Source organism: Variovorax paradoxus (assembly GCF_009498455.1).
GTDB classification, from domain to species: Bacteria; Pseudomonadota; Gammaproteobacteria; order Burkholderiales; family Burkholderiaceae_C; genus Variovorax; species Variovorax paradoxus_H.
The window spans coordinates 2087604-2104275 of record NZ_CP045644.1 but is presented as its reverse complement, the minus strand read 5'-3'; the positions used below and the strand labels follow the sequence as shown (position 1 = coordinate 2104275).

The 16672-nt window shown below is 63.8% G+C and carries 22 protein-coding genes; 2 read left to right on the top strand and 20 right to left on the bottom strand.

The genetic code is table 11. The features are described from left to right. The first annotated feature begins 136 nt into the window (after positions 1–136). Together GFK26_RS09630 and GFK26_RS09625 are read left to right on the top strand one after the other, a co-directional pair. On the top strand, positions 137–844 hold the full coding sequence (locus tag GFK26_RS09630; RefSeq protein ID WP_153281779.1) for a cytochrome b/b6 domain-containing protein: 708 nt from the start codon (positions 137–139) through the stop codon (positions 842–844). Beyond that, a complete protein-coding gene (locus tag GFK26_RS09625; RefSeq protein ID WP_153281778.1) occupies positions 841–1431 on the top strand; it encodes a GNAT family N-acetyltransferase in 591 nt (196 codons plus the stop codon). Before GFK26_RS09630 ends, GFK26_RS09625 begins: the two co-directional genes overlap by 4 nt. A 112-nt stretch (positions 1432–1543) precedes the next feature. Here the strand turns inward: GFK26_RS09625 and GFK26_RS09620 are convergent, their stop codons facing one another. The 20 genes from GFK26_RS09620 to GFK26_RS09525 all read right to left on the bottom strand — a co-directional run bounded on the left by GFK26_RS09620 (position 1544) and on the right by GFK26_RS09525 (position 16625). After that, the gene (locus GFK26_RS09620; protein ID WP_153281777.1) at positions 1544–2050 is read right to left on the bottom strand and encodes a peroxiredoxin; all 507 of its coding nucleotides are present in this window, start codon (positions 2048–2050) and stop codon (positions 1544–1546) included. An 83-nt stretch (positions 2051–2133) separates the two neighbouring features. Beyond that, a complete protein-coding gene (rpsQ, locus tag GFK26_RS09615; RefSeq protein WP_056576548.1) occupies positions 2134–2403 on the bottom strand; it encodes a 30S ribosomal protein S17 in 270 nt (89 codons plus the stop codon). 9 nt (positions 2404–2412) lie between these two features. After that, positions 2413–2622 carry a 50S ribosomal protein L29 gene (gene rpmC, locus GFK26_RS09610; protein ID WP_099797259.1) on the bottom strand — a complete coding sequence of 70 codons (210 nt, stop codon included), beginning with the start codon at positions 2620–2622 and terminating at the stop codon, positions 2413–2415. 55 nt (positions 2623–2677) lie between these two features. Next, positions 2678–3094, bottom strand: coding sequence for a 50S ribosomal protein L16 (gene rplP / locus GFK26_RS09605; protein WP_007838137.1), 417 nt, complete (start codon positions 3092–3094; stop codon positions 2678–2680). Positions 3095–3146: 52 nt separating this feature from the next. Continuing rightward, a complete protein-coding gene (gene rpsC, locus GFK26_RS09600; RefSeq protein ID WP_056576551.1) occupies positions 3147–4058 on the bottom strand; it encodes a 30S ribosomal protein S3 in 912 nt (303 codons plus the stop codon). A 17-nt stretch (positions 4059–4075) separates the two neighbouring features. After that, positions 4076–4408, bottom strand: coding sequence for a 50S ribosomal protein L22 (gene rplV / locus GFK26_RS09595; RefSeq protein ID WP_007838134.1), 333 nt, complete (start codon positions 4406–4408; stop codon positions 4076–4078). A gap of 9 nt (positions 4409–4417) precedes the next feature. After that, complete coding sequence (gene rpsS, locus GFK26_RS09590) at positions 4418–4696, bottom strand: 30S ribosomal protein S19 (protein ID WP_062478874.1); 279 nt, start codon at positions 4694–4696, stop codon at positions 4418–4420. 10 nt (positions 4697–4706) lie between these two features. Further along, on the bottom strand, positions 4707–5531 hold the full coding sequence (gene rplB / locus GFK26_RS09585) for a 50S ribosomal protein L2 (RefSeq protein ID WP_056576555.1): 825 nt from the start codon (positions 5529–5531) through the stop codon (positions 4707–4709). Between the two features lie 2 nt (positions 5532–5533). After that, on the bottom strand, positions 5534–5869 hold the full coding sequence (gene rplW, locus GFK26_RS09580) for a 50S ribosomal protein L23 (RefSeq protein ID WP_056576559.1): 336 nt from the start codon (positions 5867–5869) through the stop codon (positions 5534–5536). Then, positions 5866–6486 carry a 50S ribosomal protein L4 gene (rplD, locus tag GFK26_RS09575; RefSeq protein WP_013543942.1) on the bottom strand — a complete coding sequence of 207 codons (621 nt, stop codon included), beginning with the start codon at positions 6484–6486 and terminating at the stop codon, positions 5866–5868. Before rplD ends, rplW begins: the two co-directional genes overlap by 4 nt. Next, positions 6486–7166, bottom strand: a complete 681-nt coding sequence (gene rplC, locus GFK26_RS09570) for a 50S ribosomal protein L3 (protein ID WP_153281776.1) — start codon at positions 7164–7166, stop codon at positions 6486–6488. Before rplC ends, rplD begins: the two co-directional genes overlap by 1 nt. Positions 7167–7402: 236 nt before the next feature. Then, positions 7403–7954: a hypothetical protein gene (locus tag GFK26_RS09565; RefSeq protein WP_153281775.1), complete on the bottom strand. Its 552-nt coding sequence runs from the start codon at positions 7952–7954 to the stop codon at positions 7403–7405. 11 nt (positions 7955–7965) lie between these two features. Beyond that, complete coding sequence (locus GFK26_RS09560; protein WP_228121956.1) at positions 7966–9561, bottom strand: carboxypeptidase-like regulatory domain-containing protein; 1596 nt, start codon at positions 9559–9561, stop codon at positions 7966–7968. 148 nt (positions 9562–9709) lie between these two features. After that, entirely contained in the window at positions 9710–10024 is a 315-nt protein-coding gene (gene rpsJ / locus GFK26_RS09555) for a 30S ribosomal protein S10 (protein ID WP_007838118.1), read from the bottom strand. Positions 10025–10045: 21 nt separating this feature from the next. Continuing rightward, positions 10046–11239 carry an elongation factor Tu gene (gene tuf, locus GFK26_RS09550; protein ID WP_099793527.1) on the bottom strand — a complete coding sequence of 398 codons (1194 nt, stop codon included), beginning with the start codon at positions 11237–11239 and terminating at the stop codon, positions 10046–10048. Between the two features lie 140 nt (positions 11240–11379). Then, complete coding sequence (fusA, locus tag GFK26_RS09545) at positions 11380–13479, bottom strand: elongation factor G (RefSeq protein ID WP_153281774.1); 2100 nt, start codon at positions 13477–13479, stop codon at positions 11380–11382. Positions 13480–13576: 97 nt separating this feature from the next. Continuing rightward, entirely contained in the window at positions 13577–14050 is a 474-nt protein-coding gene (gene rpsG, locus GFK26_RS09540; protein ID WP_007829591.1) for a 30S ribosomal protein S7, read from the bottom strand. Between the two features lie 151 nt (positions 14051–14201). Then, entirely contained in the window at positions 14202–14579 is a 378-nt protein-coding gene (gene rpsL, locus GFK26_RS09535) for a 30S ribosomal protein S12 (RefSeq protein WP_013543948.1), read from the bottom strand. 203 nt (positions 14580–14782) lie between these two features. Further along, positions 14783–15952: a D-alanyl-D-alanine carboxypeptidase family protein gene (locus GFK26_RS09530; RefSeq protein ID WP_153281773.1), complete on the bottom strand. Its 1170-nt coding sequence runs from the start codon at positions 15950–15952 to the stop codon at positions 14783–14785. Between the two features lie 40 nt (positions 15953–15992). Continuing rightward, entirely contained in the window at positions 15993–16625 is a 633-nt protein-coding gene (locus tag GFK26_RS09525; protein ID WP_153281772.1) for an alpha/beta hydrolase, read from the bottom strand. Positions 16626–16672 lie beyond the last annotated feature (47 nt).

The window sequence follows — 16672 nt, the reverse complement described above, 5'->3', positions numbered from 1 at the left end:
GGCACCGTCGAACGCAGTGCTGTGGGCAGTGTAGGGGCTGCCTGTGTCGGGCGCATAGCAACAACCCGGTGGAACGATCGGGCCGGACTTTGCTAACCTGCGCCTTCCGCAGCCTCGCGCCCCGGCGCCTTTTTCGATGACCGACACCCTCTCGGTGGCCCGCACACGCGTCTGGGACCTGCCGACCCGCCTCTTTCACTGGGCGCTCGCCTTCGCCGTGATCGGCCTGATCGTGACCGGCCTGAACGGCATCATGGAATGGCATTTCCGCCTCGGCTACACCGTGCTGGCGCTGCTGCTGTTCCGCCTGGTCTGGGGCTTCGTGGGCGGACGCTGGTCGCGGTTCGCGGCCTTCATCTACGCCCCGGGCTCGGTCATCGCCTACCTGCGCGGCAAATCGCACCCCGACCACCTGATCGGCCACACGCCGCTGGGCGCGCTGTCGGTGTTCGCGGTGCTGGCGCTGCTGATCCTGCAGGTCGCCACCGGCCTGATGGCCGACGACGAGATTTCCGCCTCCGGGCCGCTGACCCGCTTTGTGTCAGGCGCCATGGTGAGCCTGGCGACCGGCTGGCACAAGGCGCAGGGCAAATGGATCGTGATCGGCCTCGTGAGCCTGCATGTGCTGGCGGTGCTGTTCTATGTGCTGGTGAAGCGGCACCGGCTGGTCGGGCCGATGCTGTCGGGCGACAAGCTGGTGATCGCAGGTGCGGCCTCCGACGGGAATGGCAATGGCAATGGCGTACCACCGAGCCGCGACGATGCGGCATCGCGCACGCTGGCGCTGCTGCTGTTCGCGCTGTGCGCGGGCGTGGCGTTCTGGGTGGCGTCGTTGCGCGTATGAGCGGCTTTTCCGTCTCCCGCCCCCTGCCGCTGTCGGACCTGCCGGCCGTGGTGCTTCTCACGCCCGACGAACCGCATGAGTTCGACGCCGTGCGCGCGATCTTCCGCGACTACGCGAGCTCGCTGGCCATCGACCTCGCGTTCCAGGATTTCGACGGCGAACTGGCCGGCCTGCCCGGCGAGTACGCCGAGCCGCGCGGTACCTTGCTGCTCGCGCTGGTCGATCCTGCCCATGTGAACGAGGATGCCGGCCGCGCCGCGCCCACACTGAAACGCACCGACGGCACGCTCGCCCACGTGGCCGGCTGCTGCGCGCTGCGCCCGATCGACAACACGGACTACGCGAACGCGGCGGAAATGAAACGGCTGTATGTGCGCCCCGGGTTCCGGGGGCTCGGGCTCGGCCGGCAGCTGGCCGAAGCCATCCTCGATGCCGCGCGCGGCGCAGGCTATGCCTGCGTGCTGCTCGACACCCTCGACGACATGGAGTCGGCGCGCGCCCTTTACGAAGACCTGGGTTTCGCAGAGGTGCCGCCCTACTATCACAACCCCGTCGCCGGGGCCCATTACCTCAAGGTAGACCTCTAGGCTCGCCCCTGGCTGCGCGCACTTCGTGTCGCGCGCGCCTTCCCCCTACCGGGGGCGGGCCGGCCGCTTCGGGCGGCCATGCGCGGCGGCCCCCGCGAAGGATCAGGATTTATTAGCCGCGGGCTTGTGCGAGAAGCGTGTCGGCGTCGCTCACTTCGAACTTGCCCGGGCCCTCGACGTTCAGCGTCGCGACCTTGCCGTCCTTCACGAGCATCGAGTAGCGGTTGCTGCGCAGGCCCATGCCGCGGCCGGTCAGGTCGAGCGTGAGGCCGGTGGCCTTCGCGAAGTCGGCGCTGCCGTCGGCCAGCATGCGCACCTTGGCGCCGGTCTTCTGGTCGCGCGCCCAGGCGCCCATCACGAAGGCGTCGTTCACGCTCACGCACCAGATCTCGTCCACGCCGGCGGCCTTGAAGTCGTCGAAGTGCTGCACGTAGCCCGGCACGTGCTTGGCCGAGCAGGTGGGCGTGAAGGCGCCCGGCAGTGCGAACAACGCGATGGTCTTGCCAGCCGTGGCCTTGGTCACGTCGACCGCGTTCGGGCCGATGCTGCAGCCTTCGCCCTCGACTTCGGAATATTCCTGCAGGGTGGCCGAAGGAAGGGTGTCGCCGACTTTGATCATGTAATTTGCTCCTGAAAAAGAAAAACGGCCCACATTGTGGGCCGTTTTCGGATGGGTTGCCTCGAGGGCGACCGGGTGCTTGATCAGACCAGGGCGGCCTTCTCGACCAGACGGGTCACAACCCAGTTCTTGGTCTTCGAGATCGGACGGCTTTCCGTGATCTCGATGGTGTCGCCCAGCTTGTACTCGCCCTTTTCGTCATGGGCGTGGTACTTGCTCGTCTTGGCCACGATCTTGCCGTAGAGCTCGTGCTTCACACGGCGCTCGACCAGCACGGTCACGGTCTTGGCACGCTTGTCGCTGACCACCTTGCCGATCAAGGTGCGCTTGAGGGATTTTTTAGCTTCCGTCATGTTCACTCCTTACTTGGCGGCTTGGGTCTCTTGCTCTTTCTGAGCAAGAATGGTCTTGGCGCGAGCGATGTCGCGACGCGTCACGCGCAGCGTCGTGGTGTTCGACAGCTGTTGCGTGGCTTTCTGCATGCGCAGGCCGAAGTGGGCCTTCTGCAGATCTTTGATTTCAGCGGTCAAGCCTGCGACGTCCTTCGTGCGCAGGGTTGCAGCCTTCGTCACCTTGGCCGAAGCCGCGGTTTCTTTCTTCTTACGGGTTGCCATGGGTGTTCTCCTCTCAGGCGCCGAGCTGGCGAGCGACGAACGTCGTACGCAGCGGAAGCTTGGCGGCGGCCAGGCGGAACGCTTCGCGGGCGAGTTCTTCGGGCACGCCGACGATCTCGAACACGATCTTGCCAGGCTGAATTTCAGCGACGTAGTACTCGGGGTTGCCCTTACCGTTACCCATCCGCACTTCAGCGGGCTTGGTAGAGATTGGCTTGTCCGGGAACACGCGGATCCAGATACGGCCACCGCGCTTCACGTGACGCGAAATCGCGCGACGAGCGGCTTCGATCTGGCGCGCCGTGAGGCGGCCGCGGTCGGTGCATTTGAGACCGAAATCACCGAACGCAACCGAGTTACCCGTGGTTGCGATGCCGGTGTTGCGGCCCTTTTGTTCCTTGCGGAACTTTCTTCGTGCAGGTTGCAGCATGTTTTGTTACTCCGTGAGGGCCCCAGGCACTTGCGTGCCCGGGAGCGACCGATTACTCGGTCTTGGCACCGTCCGCTGCTGCAGCGGGCGCGGCTTTGCGGACGCGCTTAACGGCGGGTTTCGAGTCTGCACCGGCACCGCCGGTTGCTTCTGCGGGCTTGTCGCTGCCATCGGCCGGAGCGGTGTTACCACCGATCGGACCACGGGCACCGGCACGGGGGCCGGGACCACGACGGTCGCCACCCGGACGGTCGCCAGGGCGACCATCACGGCGGGGACCGCGCGGGCGGCGCTCTTCGTCCGGACGCGGCGTTTCGACGGCCGGCAGGTCGTTACGACCCAGCGTGTCGCCCTTGTAGACCCAGACCTTGACGCCAATGACGCCGTACGTGGTCTTGGCTTCCGAGGTGCCGTAGTCGATGTCGGCGCGCAGCGTGTGGAGGGGCACGCGACCTTCGCGGTACCACTCGCAACGAGCGATTTCGATGCCGTTGAGGCGGCCCGACGACATGATCTTGATGCCCAGGGCACCCAGACGCATGGCGTTTTGCATGGCGCGCTTCATGGCACGGCGGAACATGATCCGCTTTTCGAGCTGCTGCGTGATGCTGTCGGCGATCAGCTGCGCATCGATTTCAGGCTTGCGCACTTCTTCGATGTTCACTGCCACCGGCACGCCGAGCTGCTTGCCCAGTTCGCGCTTGAGGTTTTCGATGTCTTCGCCCTTCTTGCCGATCACGACGCCCGGACGAGCCGAGTAGATCGTGATGCGTGCGTTCTTGGCGGGACGCTCGATCATGACGCGCGACACCGAAGCGTTCTTCAGCTTCTTCTTCAGGTATTCGCGAACCTTGATGTCTTCGGCCAGCATGCCCGCGAAATCGCGGTCGCTTGCGTACCAACGGCTGGACCAGTTACGGGTAACCGCAAGGCGGAACCCGGTTGGGTGGATTTTCTGTCCCATATTTCTTCCAGGCCTTCTTAGTTGCCAACCGTCACGTACACATGGCACGTGGGCTTGCTGATGCGATTGCCGCGACCCTTGGCGCGCGCCGTGAAGCGCTTGAGCGTTGCACCTTGCTCGACGTAGATGGTCTTGACCTTCAGCTCGTCGATGTCGGCACCGTCGTTGTGCTCGGCGTTGGCAATTGCCGACTCGAGCACCTTCTTGATGATCACAGCGGCCTTCTTCTGCGTGAATTGCAGAACGTTGAGCGCTTGATCGACCTTCTTGCCGCGGATCAGGTCCGCGACCAGACGGCCCTTGTCGACCGACAGGCGGACACCGCGGAGGACTGCACGTGTTTCAGACATGGTCGTTCCTTACTTCTTCTGGACTTTTTTGTCCGCGGGGTGCCCCTTGAACGTGCGCGTGAGCGCAAATTCGCCGAGCTTGTGGCCGACCATCTGGTCGGTGATGTACACGGGCACGTGTTGCTTGCCGTTGTGCACAGCGATGGTCAGACCGATGAACTCGGGCAGAACCATCGAGCGGCGCGACCAGGTCTTGATCGGCTTCTTGTCCTTGTTCGTCACGGCCTTGTCGGCCTTGGCCACCAGGTGGTGGTCGACGAAAGGACCCTTTTTGAGAGAGCGAGTCATTGGCTATCCCTTACTTCTTGCGACGCGACACGATGAAGACCTGCGTGCGCTTGTTGTTACGGGTGCGATAGCCCTTGGTCAGATTGCCCCACGGGTCGACAGGATGGCGGCCTTCGCCAGTCTTGCCTTCGCCACCACCGTGCGGGTGGTCGACCGGGTTCATCACCACGCCGCGAACGGTCGGGCGGATACCCATGTGACGCTTCACACCGGCCTTGCCGAGCTGGCGCAGGCTGTGTTCTTCGTTCGCCACTTCACCGATGGTCGCGCGGCATTCGATGTGAATGCGGCGGACTTCGCCCGAACGCATGCGGACCTGGGCGTAGACGCCTTCACGGGCCAGCAGCGTGGCCGAGGTACCGGCCGAACGAGCGATCTGCGCACCCTTGCCGGGTTGCAGTTCGATGCAGTGGATCGTCGAACCCACGGGGATGTTGCGGATCGGCAGGGTGTTGCCGGCGCGGATCGGGGCTTCGGCGCCCGACATCAGGGTTGCACCAGCTTCCAGACCGCGCGGGGCGATGATGTAGCGGCGCTCGCCGTCGGCGTAGCAGACCAGAGCGATGTGGGCGGTGCGGTTCGGGTCGTACTCGATGCGTTCGACCTTGGCCGGGATGCCGTCCTTGTTGCGCACGAAGTCGACAATGCGGTAGTGGTGCTTGGCACCACCGCCACGATGGCGGATCGTGATGTGACCGTTGTTGTTACGGCCGGCCTTCTGGAACTGGGGTTCCAGCAGGGCTGCGTGAGGGGCACCCTTGTGCAGGTGGTCACGCGAAATCTTCACCGCGCCGCGTTGGCCCGGCGAAGTGGGTTTCATCTTGATGACGGCCATGATTAAGCGCCTTCCCCGACGAGGTTGAGCTCTTGACCGGCCTTCAGCGTCACATAAGCCTTGCGAACGTTGTCGCGGCGGCCGATGGACTTGCCAAAGCGCTTGGTCTTGCCCTTGGTGTTGAGCACCGACACGCCCTGGACTTCGACCTTGAACATCAGTTCAACAGCGGCCTTGATCTCGGGCTTGGTGGCGTCTTGCAGCACCTTGAAAGTGACAGCGTTCGACTTCTCGCCGACCATCGTGGCCTTTTCGGACACGATCGGTGCGACCAGCACGTTCATGAGACGGCCTTCGTCGAACTTACGTTGTGCAGGGGTGGGGTTCACGCGGCTCATGCGAACATCTCCTTGAGCTTGTCGACGGCACCCTTGGTGACCAGCACCTTCTTGTAGTGAACCAGCGACACCGGATCGGCGTAACGGGGTTCGACCACGAGGATGTTGACCAGATTGCGCGAGGCAAGGTACAGGTTTTCGTCGACTTCTTCGGCGATCACGAGCACGGACTCGAGATTCATTGCCTTGAAACGGGCTGCCAGCGGCTTCGTCTTGGGCGAATCCACAGTCAGCGAATCGACCACGGCCAGACGGCCTTCGCGAGCGAGCTGCGAGAAGATGGCGGCCATGCCGGCGCGGTACATCTTCTTGTTGATCTTCTGCGAGAAGTTTTCGTCAGGCATGTTCGGGAAAATGCGGCCGCCTCCGCGCCACAGGGGCGAGGACGTCATACCGGCACGGGCGCGGCCCGTTCCCTTTTGCTTGAAAGGCTTCTTGGTCGAGTGCTTGACCTGTTCGCGGTCCTTCTGGGCGCGCGTGCCTTGGCGAGCGTTAGCCTGGAATGCAACGACGATCTGGTGGACCAGGTCTTCGTTGTAGTCACGGCCGAACACGGTCTCGGGGGCGTCGTACTTCGACGCGGCCTGGCCTTGTTCGTTCAGGAGTTCGAGTTGCATTACTTCGCTCCTTCAGCCGCTTGCGGCTTGGCCTTGATGGCGGGACGCACGGTGACGAAGCCACCCTTCGAACCCGGGATCGCGCCCTTGATGAGCAGCAGCTGACGTGCTTCGTCGATGCGGAACACGTCGAGGTTTTGCGTCGTGCGGGTGACGTCGCCGAGGTGGCCCGTCATGCGCTTGCCGGGGAACACGCGACCGGGGTCTTGTGCCATGCCGATCGAGCCGGGCACGTTGTGCGAACGGCTGTTACCGTGCGACGCGCGCTGCGAGCTCATGTTGTGACGCTTGATCGTGCCGGCGAAGCCCTTGCCGATGGTCGTGCCTTGCACGTCCACCTTCTGGCCCACGGAGAACACGCTGCTTGCCGCGATGACGCCGCCAGCCTTGTGCTGACCTGCGGTATCGGCGGTGACGCGGAATTCCTGGATGATTTCACCAGCTTCGACACCTGCCTTGGCAAGGTGGCCGGCTTGGGGCTTGGTCACGCGCGATGCTTTGCGCGAACCGAACGTCACCTGCAGGGCGACGTAGCCATCGGTCTCTTGGGACTTGATCTGGGTCACACGGTTGTTGGACACATCCACCACCGTGACAGGAACTGCGTCCCCGTCATCGGTGAAGAGACGCATCATCCCCACCTTGCGGCCCAGCAACCCGAGGGAGTTGCTCAGACTCATTTGTTTTCTCCAAAAATGGAAGACTTCCTTCGCCGCTGCCACTTCAATTGGCGACAGCGTTTGGCTGGTTTCCCGGCCTGCGAGAGAAGGTTGATAAATCCCTGCCAGAACGACGCCCGAACGGACGCAACAAGGGCAGAGCCAGAGATTATAGCCCGCAGTCGAACCGGGGCGCAAGTGGCCCTGTTCGGACTGGATTCAGGGATTTCCGACCCCGTTGGGAACGGCTTTCGGGCCTATTTCGCAGGCAGCGAAATGATGTGGTCGCCGCTGGGCAGCGACTTGATCTCGCCATTGCCCTTCATGGCGGGGGCCGCCGAGCCGGTCTGGATCGGGATGGAAATGGCACTGGTCCGCCCGCCCTGCTTGATGAACACGTTCAGGTAGGCCAGGCCGTCGCCTTCGCTGACCACCGTGACGAAGGCGTCGGAGCGTTGCCCCGGCGGCAGGCTCAGCGACGCGTTGCCGGACAGCGTCAGGCCCGCATCGACCGTCAGCGTGACGCCAGCGCCCGCCGGGTCACTGACGCCGTCGAACTGCAGAACGACCACGGTCGGCTTGCCCGCCTGCGGCGCGCCATCCAGCCGGTACTGCAGCTTGACGCCGGAGTCGTTGGGTTTTCTCGACGCGGTCACCCAAGGGGTGGCTGCGCCCTTCTGAGCCGAAGTCGACAGCTTCGCAGTGGTGCGCGCCGACGGCATCCCGTCAGCCAGGGCCAACACCGGAAACATGGACACGGCAAGCCAGGTCAATGCCACAGCCGAGGGGAAGCGAGTATTCAGGGTCATGGCTGGGCCTCCTACTGTTGCTGGACGAGAACGGTGAGGCATTTCTGCGAGATGGGGGTCGAGGCCATTGCAGCATCCCTCACCGCCAGAACGTACTCACCCGCGCCCAGGCTGACCGTATTTCCCGACCGGGCGATCTCCCCGCCCCTGAAGAGATCGAAGTCCGGCACCGTGGCGCCCCCGATCGAGACCCGGTACTCCCGGTCCGCCGGCGCGATGAAGCGCAGATAGGCGATGTTGCCGTGCTTGTTGCCTGTGCCCGCCGCATTGGAGACGCAGGCGTTGCTTGGCGCCGGGCCCACCGTCAGGGCTCCGTACATCGGCAGCGCGCCGGGCACCCCGCCATCGTTCGATTCGCCCGCGCCGTACGCGTCGCTGGAGCTGATGTTCTGCGCGCTCAACAGGCCCGTCAGCGCCGACGTGCTGCCGGGCGACGCCACCTTGAACGCTGCGGCAAAGGCATGGATCGACGTGACCGGCGCCCCGCCGCGGAACTGGAAACCGGTCAAGGTGTCGTGGATGGGCTTGAAGCCGGCCTGCCGGTTGAGGTTCCACAGGATGGCCTGGACCGACAGTTCGCGGAACCAGCCCGGGGTCGTGCCGCTCGGCGGCCCGACAGACAGATCCAGTCGCCCGCCATCGCCCTGCTGCGCACCCGTCGAGTCCACGTAGTTGCTCCGGTTCAGCGCGATGCCCGACCACGCATTGCCCCAGCCTTCGGAAAAAGCGAGCCGCCGGTCGAGGCGGTCGTCCCCGTCATGCGCGCCGCCCATCGAATCGTCCCGACTGAAGGCCGATTGGTAGTAGTGACCCCATTCGTGCGCGATCACCGGCGCGTCGAATTCGTCGGTGTCGACGTTCTCCTTGCCCAGCACATAGATCTGCCGACCACTGCTTCCGTTGTTGAAAAAGAAGGTCGTGCCGATCTGCCCTGCTGCGAGGTTGATGGACGTGGACGGCGCGTTGTCCGTGCTCCAGAAAATCTTCAGCGAAGGAAACGCCGAAGCCGGCGCCACCGACAGCACCTTCTGCATGGAGGTATGGACCGTGTCGAGCACGGCGAACGGCGCCGCGACCCGCGTCCCGGTGTATCCCGAACCGCCCCAGCCGCTGTCCGCGCGCAGGTCGCGCGTCAATGCTGTATTGCCCGACGAGAAGCTCGCCGACTGCATCGAGTACAGCGCGTCGCTGCGGGTGTTGTCCCGCACCGTCACATCCCAGGTGGCACCCGGACCGGTCCGGGTCAGCTGGGCCCGGACGCGCACGGTGATGTTGGTATTGGCCGGCACCGAGACTGTGTAATTGCCACTGTCATCCGTGGTGGTCACCGCGAGCTGCACCGATGTGTTGGCATCGAGCACTTCCACCGTGGCGCCGCGCACCGGCTTGGCCGTGGTGCTCGCGTACAGGAGGGGGCCGTCGTTGTTCGGTACCGAATCGTAGGTGGCCTTCCCGCTCAGGGCGACCGGGTTCAGCACGATCGGCAGACCGATGGGAAATCCGGCGCCGCCGCCTCCTCCGCCACCGCCTCCCCCACCGCAACCTGCCAGCAATGCCGCGGCGGTGCACGCCGCACCGAATGCAAAAGAGAACTTCTGGCTTATCACGTGTGCTGCCCTCGTTTCAGCCCCGGCGCACTGCGTCCTGCAGGCCGGTGCGCGAGGATGCCACAGTTGATAAACAAACGTGAAGCACAAAAAAGCCCGCCTGCATTGCTGCAGGCGGGCTGTGCTCGGAATGCGACGCGAGGTCGAATTACTGCAGCTTGATCTCGACGTCGACGCCGGCCGGCAGGTCGAGCTTCATCAGCGCGTCCACGGTCTTGTCGGTGGGATCAACGATGTCCATCAGGCGCTGGTGCGTGCGGATTTCCAGCTGGTCGCGCGACGTCTTGTTGACGTGCGGCGAACGCAGGATGTCGAAACGCTTCATGCGGGTCGGCAGGGGCACGGGGCCCTTGACGATCGCGCCGGTGCGCTTGGCGGTGTCCACGATTTCAGCGGCCGACTGGTCGATCAGCTTGTAGTCGAATGCCTTCAGGCGGATGCGGATCTTTTGCTTGGTAGCCATGGTGATTCCTTTGCTTCCAGCTTAGATGTCGAGGATCTTGGCCACGACGCCCGAACCCACGGTACGGCCGCCTTCACGGATGGCGAAGCGCAGGCCTTCTTCCATCGCGATCGGGTTGATCAGCTTGACGGTGATGCTGACGTTGTCGCCGGGCATGACCATTTCCTTGTCCGCGGGCAGCTCGATCGCGCCGGTCACGTCCGTCGTGCGGAAGTAGAACTGCGGACGGTAGTTGTTGAAGAACGGCGTGTGACGGCCGCCTTCGTCCTTGGACAGGACATACACCTCGGCGGTGAAATGCACGTGCGGCTTGATCGAGCCGGGCTTGCACAGCACTTGGCCGCGCTCGACTTCTTCGCGCTTCGTGCCGCGCAGCAGCACGCCGACGTTGTCGCCAGCCTGACCTTGGTCCAGCAGCTTGCGGAACATTTCCACGCCGGTGCAGGTGGTCTTGACGGTCGGGCGGATGCCGACGATTTCGATTTCTTCGCCGACCTTGATCACGCCGCGCTCGACAGCGCCGGTCACCACGGTGCCGCGACCCGAGATCGAGAACACGTCTTCGACGGGCATCAGGAACGTGCCGTCCACAGCGCGCTCAGGCGTGGGGATGTACGTGTCCAGCGCTTCGGCCAGCTTCAGGATGGCTTCTTCGCCCAGCTTGCCCTTGTCGCCTTCGAGGGCGAGCTTGGCCGAGCCGTGGATGATGGGGGTGTCGTCGCCAGGGAACTCGTACTTGTCGAGCAGCTCGCGCACTTCCATTTCGACCAGCTCGAGCAGCTCGGCGTCGTCGACCATGTCGCACTTGTTCAGGAAAACGATGATGTAGCCCACGCCCACCTGGCGAGCCAGCAGGATGTGTTCACGGGTCTGGGGCATCGGGCCGTCAGCGGCCGAGCACACCAGGATGGCGCCGTCCATCTGAGCGGCGCCCGTGATCATGTTCTTCACGTAGTCGGCGTGGCCGGGGCAGTCGACGTGTGCGTAGTGGCGGTTGGCCGTTTCGTACTCGACGTGCGCGGTGTTGATCGTGATGCCGCGGGCCTTTTCTTCGGGCGCTGCGTCGATCTGGTCGTAAGCCTTGGCTTCGCCGCCGAACTTGGACGACAGAACGGTTGCGATCGCAGCCGTCAGCGTGGTCTTGCCGTGGTCAACGTGACCGATCGTGCCCACGTTCACGTGCGGCTTGGTGCGGGTGAATTTACCTTTTGCCATTTTTCAATCCTTGAAAGAGCATGTCCCGTGTGTTGGTTTTATGTCTGCATCCGATTGCTGGTTCGCCCCGCACGGGAACAGGGCGGCACCGGATCGCAGACAAGAAGGGCCATGCACTGCATGGCCCTGCATTCTTGAATTTACTTGGCGCGAGCGGCCACGATGGCTTCGGCAACGTTACGCGGAGCTTCAGCGTAGTGCTTGAACTCCATCGTGTACGTGGCGCGGCCTTGCGACATCGAGCGCAGCGTGGTCGAGTAGCCGAACATTTCCGACAGCGGCACTTCGGCCTTGATGGACTTGCCGCCACCGATCATGTCGTCCATGCCCTGCACCATGCCGCGACGCGAGGACAGGTCGCCCATCACGTTGCCGGCGTAGTCTTCAGGCGTTTCGACTTCCACGGCCATCATCGGCTCCAGGATCACGGGGTTGGCCTTGCGGGCGCCTTCCTTGAAACCGAAGATCGCGGCCATCTTGAACGCCATTTCGTTCGAGTCCACATCGTGGTACGAACCGAAGTGCAGCGTGACCTTGACGTCCACGACGGGGTAGCCCGCCAGCACGCCTTGCGTCAGCGCTTCCACGACGCCCTTTTCCACCGCAGGGATGTATTCGCGAGGAACCACACCGCCCTTGATGGCGTCGACGAACTCGAAGCCCTTGCCGGCTTCCTGCGGCTCGATCTTCAGGATCACGTGGCCGTACTGGCCCTTGCCGCCCGACTGGCGAACGAACTTGCCTTCGGCATCTTCGACGGTCTTGCGGATCGTTTCGCGGTAGGCCACTTGCGGCTTGCCCACGTTGGCTTCCACGCCGAATTCGCGCTTCATGCGGTCCACGATGATTTCAAGGTGAAGCTCGCCCATGCCGGCGATGATGGTCTGGCCCGATTCTTCGTCGGTCTTCACGCGGAACGACGGATCTTCCTGCGCAAGACGCTGCAGGGCGATGCCCATCTTTTCCTGGTCGGCCTTGGTCTTGGGCTCGACGGCCTGCGAGATCACCGATTCCGGGAACACCATGCGCTCGAGCGTCACGACGGCTGCCGGGTCGCACAGGGTTTCGCCCGTGGTGACTTCCTTCAGGCCCACGCAGGCGGCGATGTCGCCGGCGCGGATTTCGCTGACTTCTTCGCGGTTGTTCGCATGCATCTGCACGATACGGCCGATGCGTTCCTTCTTGCCGCGCACCGGGTTGTAGACGCTGTCGCCCTTGCTCAGCACGCCCGAGTAGACGCGCACGAAGGTCAGTTGGCCCACGAACGGGTCGGTCATCAGCTTGAATGCGAGCGCCGAGAACTTCTCGCCGTCGTCAGCCTTGCGGGTGACGGGCGCCTCGTCTTCGTCGGTGCCGGTGACCGGAGGAATGTCGGTCGGAGCGGGCATGTATTCGACGACGGCGTCGAGCATGGCCTGCACGCCCTTGTTCTTGAAGGCCGAGCCGCACAGCATCGGCTGGATCTCGCCGGCGATGGTGCGCTGGCGGATGGCAGCCTTGATTTCCTCTTCGGTCAGCTCGTTGCCTTCGAGGTACTTGTTCATGAGCTCTTCGCTCGCTTCGGCAGCGGCTTCGACGAGCTTTTCGCGGTACTCGGCGCACACATCGGCCAGGTTGGCCGGGATGTCGCCGTAGGTGAACGTGATGCCCTTGTCTTCATCCCAGATGATCGCCTTCATCTTCACGAGGTCGACGATGCCTTGGAAGTGCTCTTCGGCACCGATCGGGATCTGGATCACGACGGGGTTGGCCTTCAGGCGGTCCACCATCATCTGACGCACACGCAGGAAGTCGGCGCCGGTGCGGTCCATCTTGTTGACGAACGCAAGACGCGGAACCTTGTACTTGTTGGCCTGACGCCAGACGGTTTCCGACTGGGGCTGCACGCCGCCGACGGCGTCGTACACCATGACAGCGCCGTCCAGCACGCGCATCGAGCGCTCGACTTCAATGGTGAAGTCCACGTGGCCGGGGGTGTCGATGATGTTGATGCGGTGTTCTTCGAACTTGCCAGCCATGCCCTTCCAGAAGCAGGTGGTGGCAGCCGAGGTGATCGTGATGCCGCGCTCTTGCTCTTGCTCCATCCAGTCCATCGTGGCGGCACCGTCGTGCACTTCACCGATCTTGTGATTCACACCGGTGTAGAACAGGATACGTTCGGTCGTCGTGGTCTTGCCAGCGTCGATGTGCGCGGAGATACCGATGTTGCGGTAGCGCTCGATGGGGGTCTTGCGGGACATGGTGTACTTTCGGGTTTAAATGCGTTGAGCGCTGGGCGTCGAGCACGGGCGATTTCGCCTGGCACTCGACCCCCAACGCTCAAGAGACGTGTGATTTTTAGAAGCGGAAGTGGCTGAATGCGCGGTTGGCTTCTGCCATGCGGTGCACTTCGTCGCGCTTCTTCATGGCGCCGCCACGGCCTTCCGTGGCTTCCATCAGTTCGTTGGCCAGACGCAGGGCCATCGACTTCTCACCGCGCTTGCGGGCAGCTTCCTTGATCCAGCGCATCGACAGGGCGAGGCGACGGACAGGACGGACTTCGACCGGCACCTGGTAGTTCGCACCACCGACGCGGCGCGACTTCACTTCGACCATCGGCTTCACGTTGTTGATGGCAACGGTGAACGCTTCGAGGGGGTCCTTGTCCGGGTTCTTCTTCTCGATGAAGTCGAGGGCACCGTAGATGATGCGCTCGGCAACAGCCTTCTTGCCGCCTTCCATGATCACGTTCATGAATTTGGACAGCTCGACATTGCCGTACTTGGGATCCGGCAGGATTTCACGTTTGGGGACTTCGCGACGACGTGGCATTTTTCTAACCTCTTTGCTTCAGTTGGCATCGTTTCCGATACCGCGAGAGCCAGTCAGGACTCTCACTTACTCGACCCGACATTGGGTCACTTCGCTCGACAAGCCCGCCAAGGCCATCGAACACCGCTTGTTTTCTTGACGACAGGAAGGCTTAAGCCTTCTTGGGACGCTTCGCGCCGTACTTGGAACGCGACTGCTTGCGGTCTTTCACGCCTTGCAGGTCGAGCGAACCGCGCACGATGTGGTAACGCACACCGGGCAAGTCCTTGACACGACCGCCGCGAACCAGCACGACGCTGTGTTCCTGCAGGTTGTGGCCTTCGCCGCCGATGTAGGAGATGACTTCGAAGCCATTGGTCAGACGGACCTTGGCAACTTTACGAAGCGCCGAGTTGGGCTTCTTGGGCGTCGTGGTGTAGACGCGGGTGCAGACACCGCGACGTTGCGGCGAGTTCTGCATGGCAGGGCTCTTCGAATTGATCTTTTCGACCGTTCGACCCTGACGCACCAGTTGATTGATGGTTGGCATGAATGAATTAGTCCCAAAACAACCCGGCCCTGGTTGCGAAACCGCCCTTGGTCGTGACTCAAGGAAGCCGGGAATAACGAAAACGTGAAACCCTTCGGAAAATTCCGAAAAGCCCACGAGTATAGCAGGCAGGCCTGAAATGGCAATGTCAGACGCTTGGAGCGCCCGCCATCGTCCGTTTCAAGGCCTCTTTTGCCCGCGTCTTACTTGATCCAGAGACGCACAGCGTCCCAGGCGCGGCCGAAGACGCCAGCCTGCTCGACCGGCTCCAGGGCCACCAGCGGCACGTCGGCCAGGGGCTGGTCGTCCAGCGTGACCTTGAGCGAGCCGACGGCCTGGTACTTGGTGAAGGGCGCGACCAGCGGATCGGGGCGCGACACCTGCGTCTTGATCTTGCTGGCGGAACCGGTCGGCACCGCGACCACGATGGCCTCGGGGCGGCCCAGCTTCAGCACGTTGGCCTTGCCCTTCCAGACGGCGGGCGTGGCGGCGGGCTGGCCGGCTTCGAACAGGCGCACGGCGTCGTAGGCCGTGTAACCCCAGTTCAGCAGCTTCTGCGACTCGTTGGCGCGCACAGCCTCGCTGCTGGCGCCCAGCACGATCGACAGCAGGCGGCGGCCGCCGGTGAGGTTCGGGAAGTCGCGCTTGGCGGTGGCGATCATGCAGTAGCCGGCGGCGTCGGTGTGGCCGGTCTTCAAGCCGTCGACGGTCGGGTCGCGGAACAGCAGCAGGTTGCGGTTGGTGTCGTTGGTCGACGGCGTGCCCGGGTAACGGTACTTCTTGATGGCGTAGTACTTGGCTTCTTCGGGGAAGTCGCGCACCAGGCGCGTGGCCAGGATGCTCAGGTCGCGCGCCGTGGTCGTGTGGCCGGGCGCCGTGAGGCCTTCGGGGTTCTTGTAGGTGGTGTTCTTCATGCCCAGCACCTTGGCCTGGGCGTTCATCATCTCGACGAAGTGCTCCACCGTGCCGCCCACGCCTTCGGCCAGCGCCACCGTGGCGTCGTTGCCCGACTGCACGATCACACCCTTGATGAGGTCTTCCACCGGCACCTGCATCTTGGGGTCGATGAACATGCGCGAGCCGGGCATCTTCCAGGCACGCGGGCTCACCGGCAGGGTCTGGGTCAGCGTGATCTTCTTGGCGCGCAGCGCGTCGAACGCGACGTACGCGGTCATCAGCTTGGTGAGCGAGGCCGGCTCGATGGGGCTGTCGATGTCCTTCTGCGCGAGGATCTGGTTCGCGGTCACGTCGAGCAGCAGGTAGCTGCGCGCGGCGATTTCAGGCGGGGCCGGCATCTGGGCGGCGGCGATCACGCCGACCGAGGCAGCAGCGGTCAGCACCAATGCGCGAAGCGCAGTGAAAAAACGATTCATGGAGAGTGTGGGAAGAGGCGAAAACAAGCCCGGAAGGCTTTCATGCGGTGCCCGCGCGCAGATGGCGGGCGACCAGGCTTTTGAGCAGCGGCAATTGTCCGTGAAAGAAATGGCCGCCCCCGGGAATTACCGTGACAGGGAGTGACTGGGGACGCGCCCAGTCCATCACGGCGGCGAGAGGCACGGTGTCGTCGGCTTCGCCATGGACCACCAGCGCGCGCTCGTGCGCGTCGGCCGGCAGCGTGGCCACCGAGAAGCGCGAGGCGGCCGTGCCCACCAGCACCAGTTGCCGCACGTCGCGTGCGGCCCAGAGTTTCTCGGCCGCACAGCTGGCCACGAAGGCGCCGAAGGAAAAGCCGGCAATCGCCAGCGGGCCTTCGGGGGCGAGCTGGCCGACGACATGCAGCATGTCCTCGAGCTCGCCGCGCCCTTCATCGTGAGCGCCTTCGCTGGCGCCGACGCCGCGGAAGTTGAAGCGCACGGCCGTCCATCCGCAGGACACGAAGGCACGCGCCAGGGTCTGCACGACCTTGTTGTCCATCGTGCCGCCGAACAGCGGGTGCGGATGCGCGATCACCGCGATGCCGCGCGCTTCGCCGGAAGGCACATCGCGCTGCACCTCGATCACGCCCGCGGCGCCCTGGAGGCTGATTTTTTCGGTCTGGGAGTTCATGGCGCTGGGGTTGGCTGGGCCGGCGATGCCGGCAACGTGCACGGTAC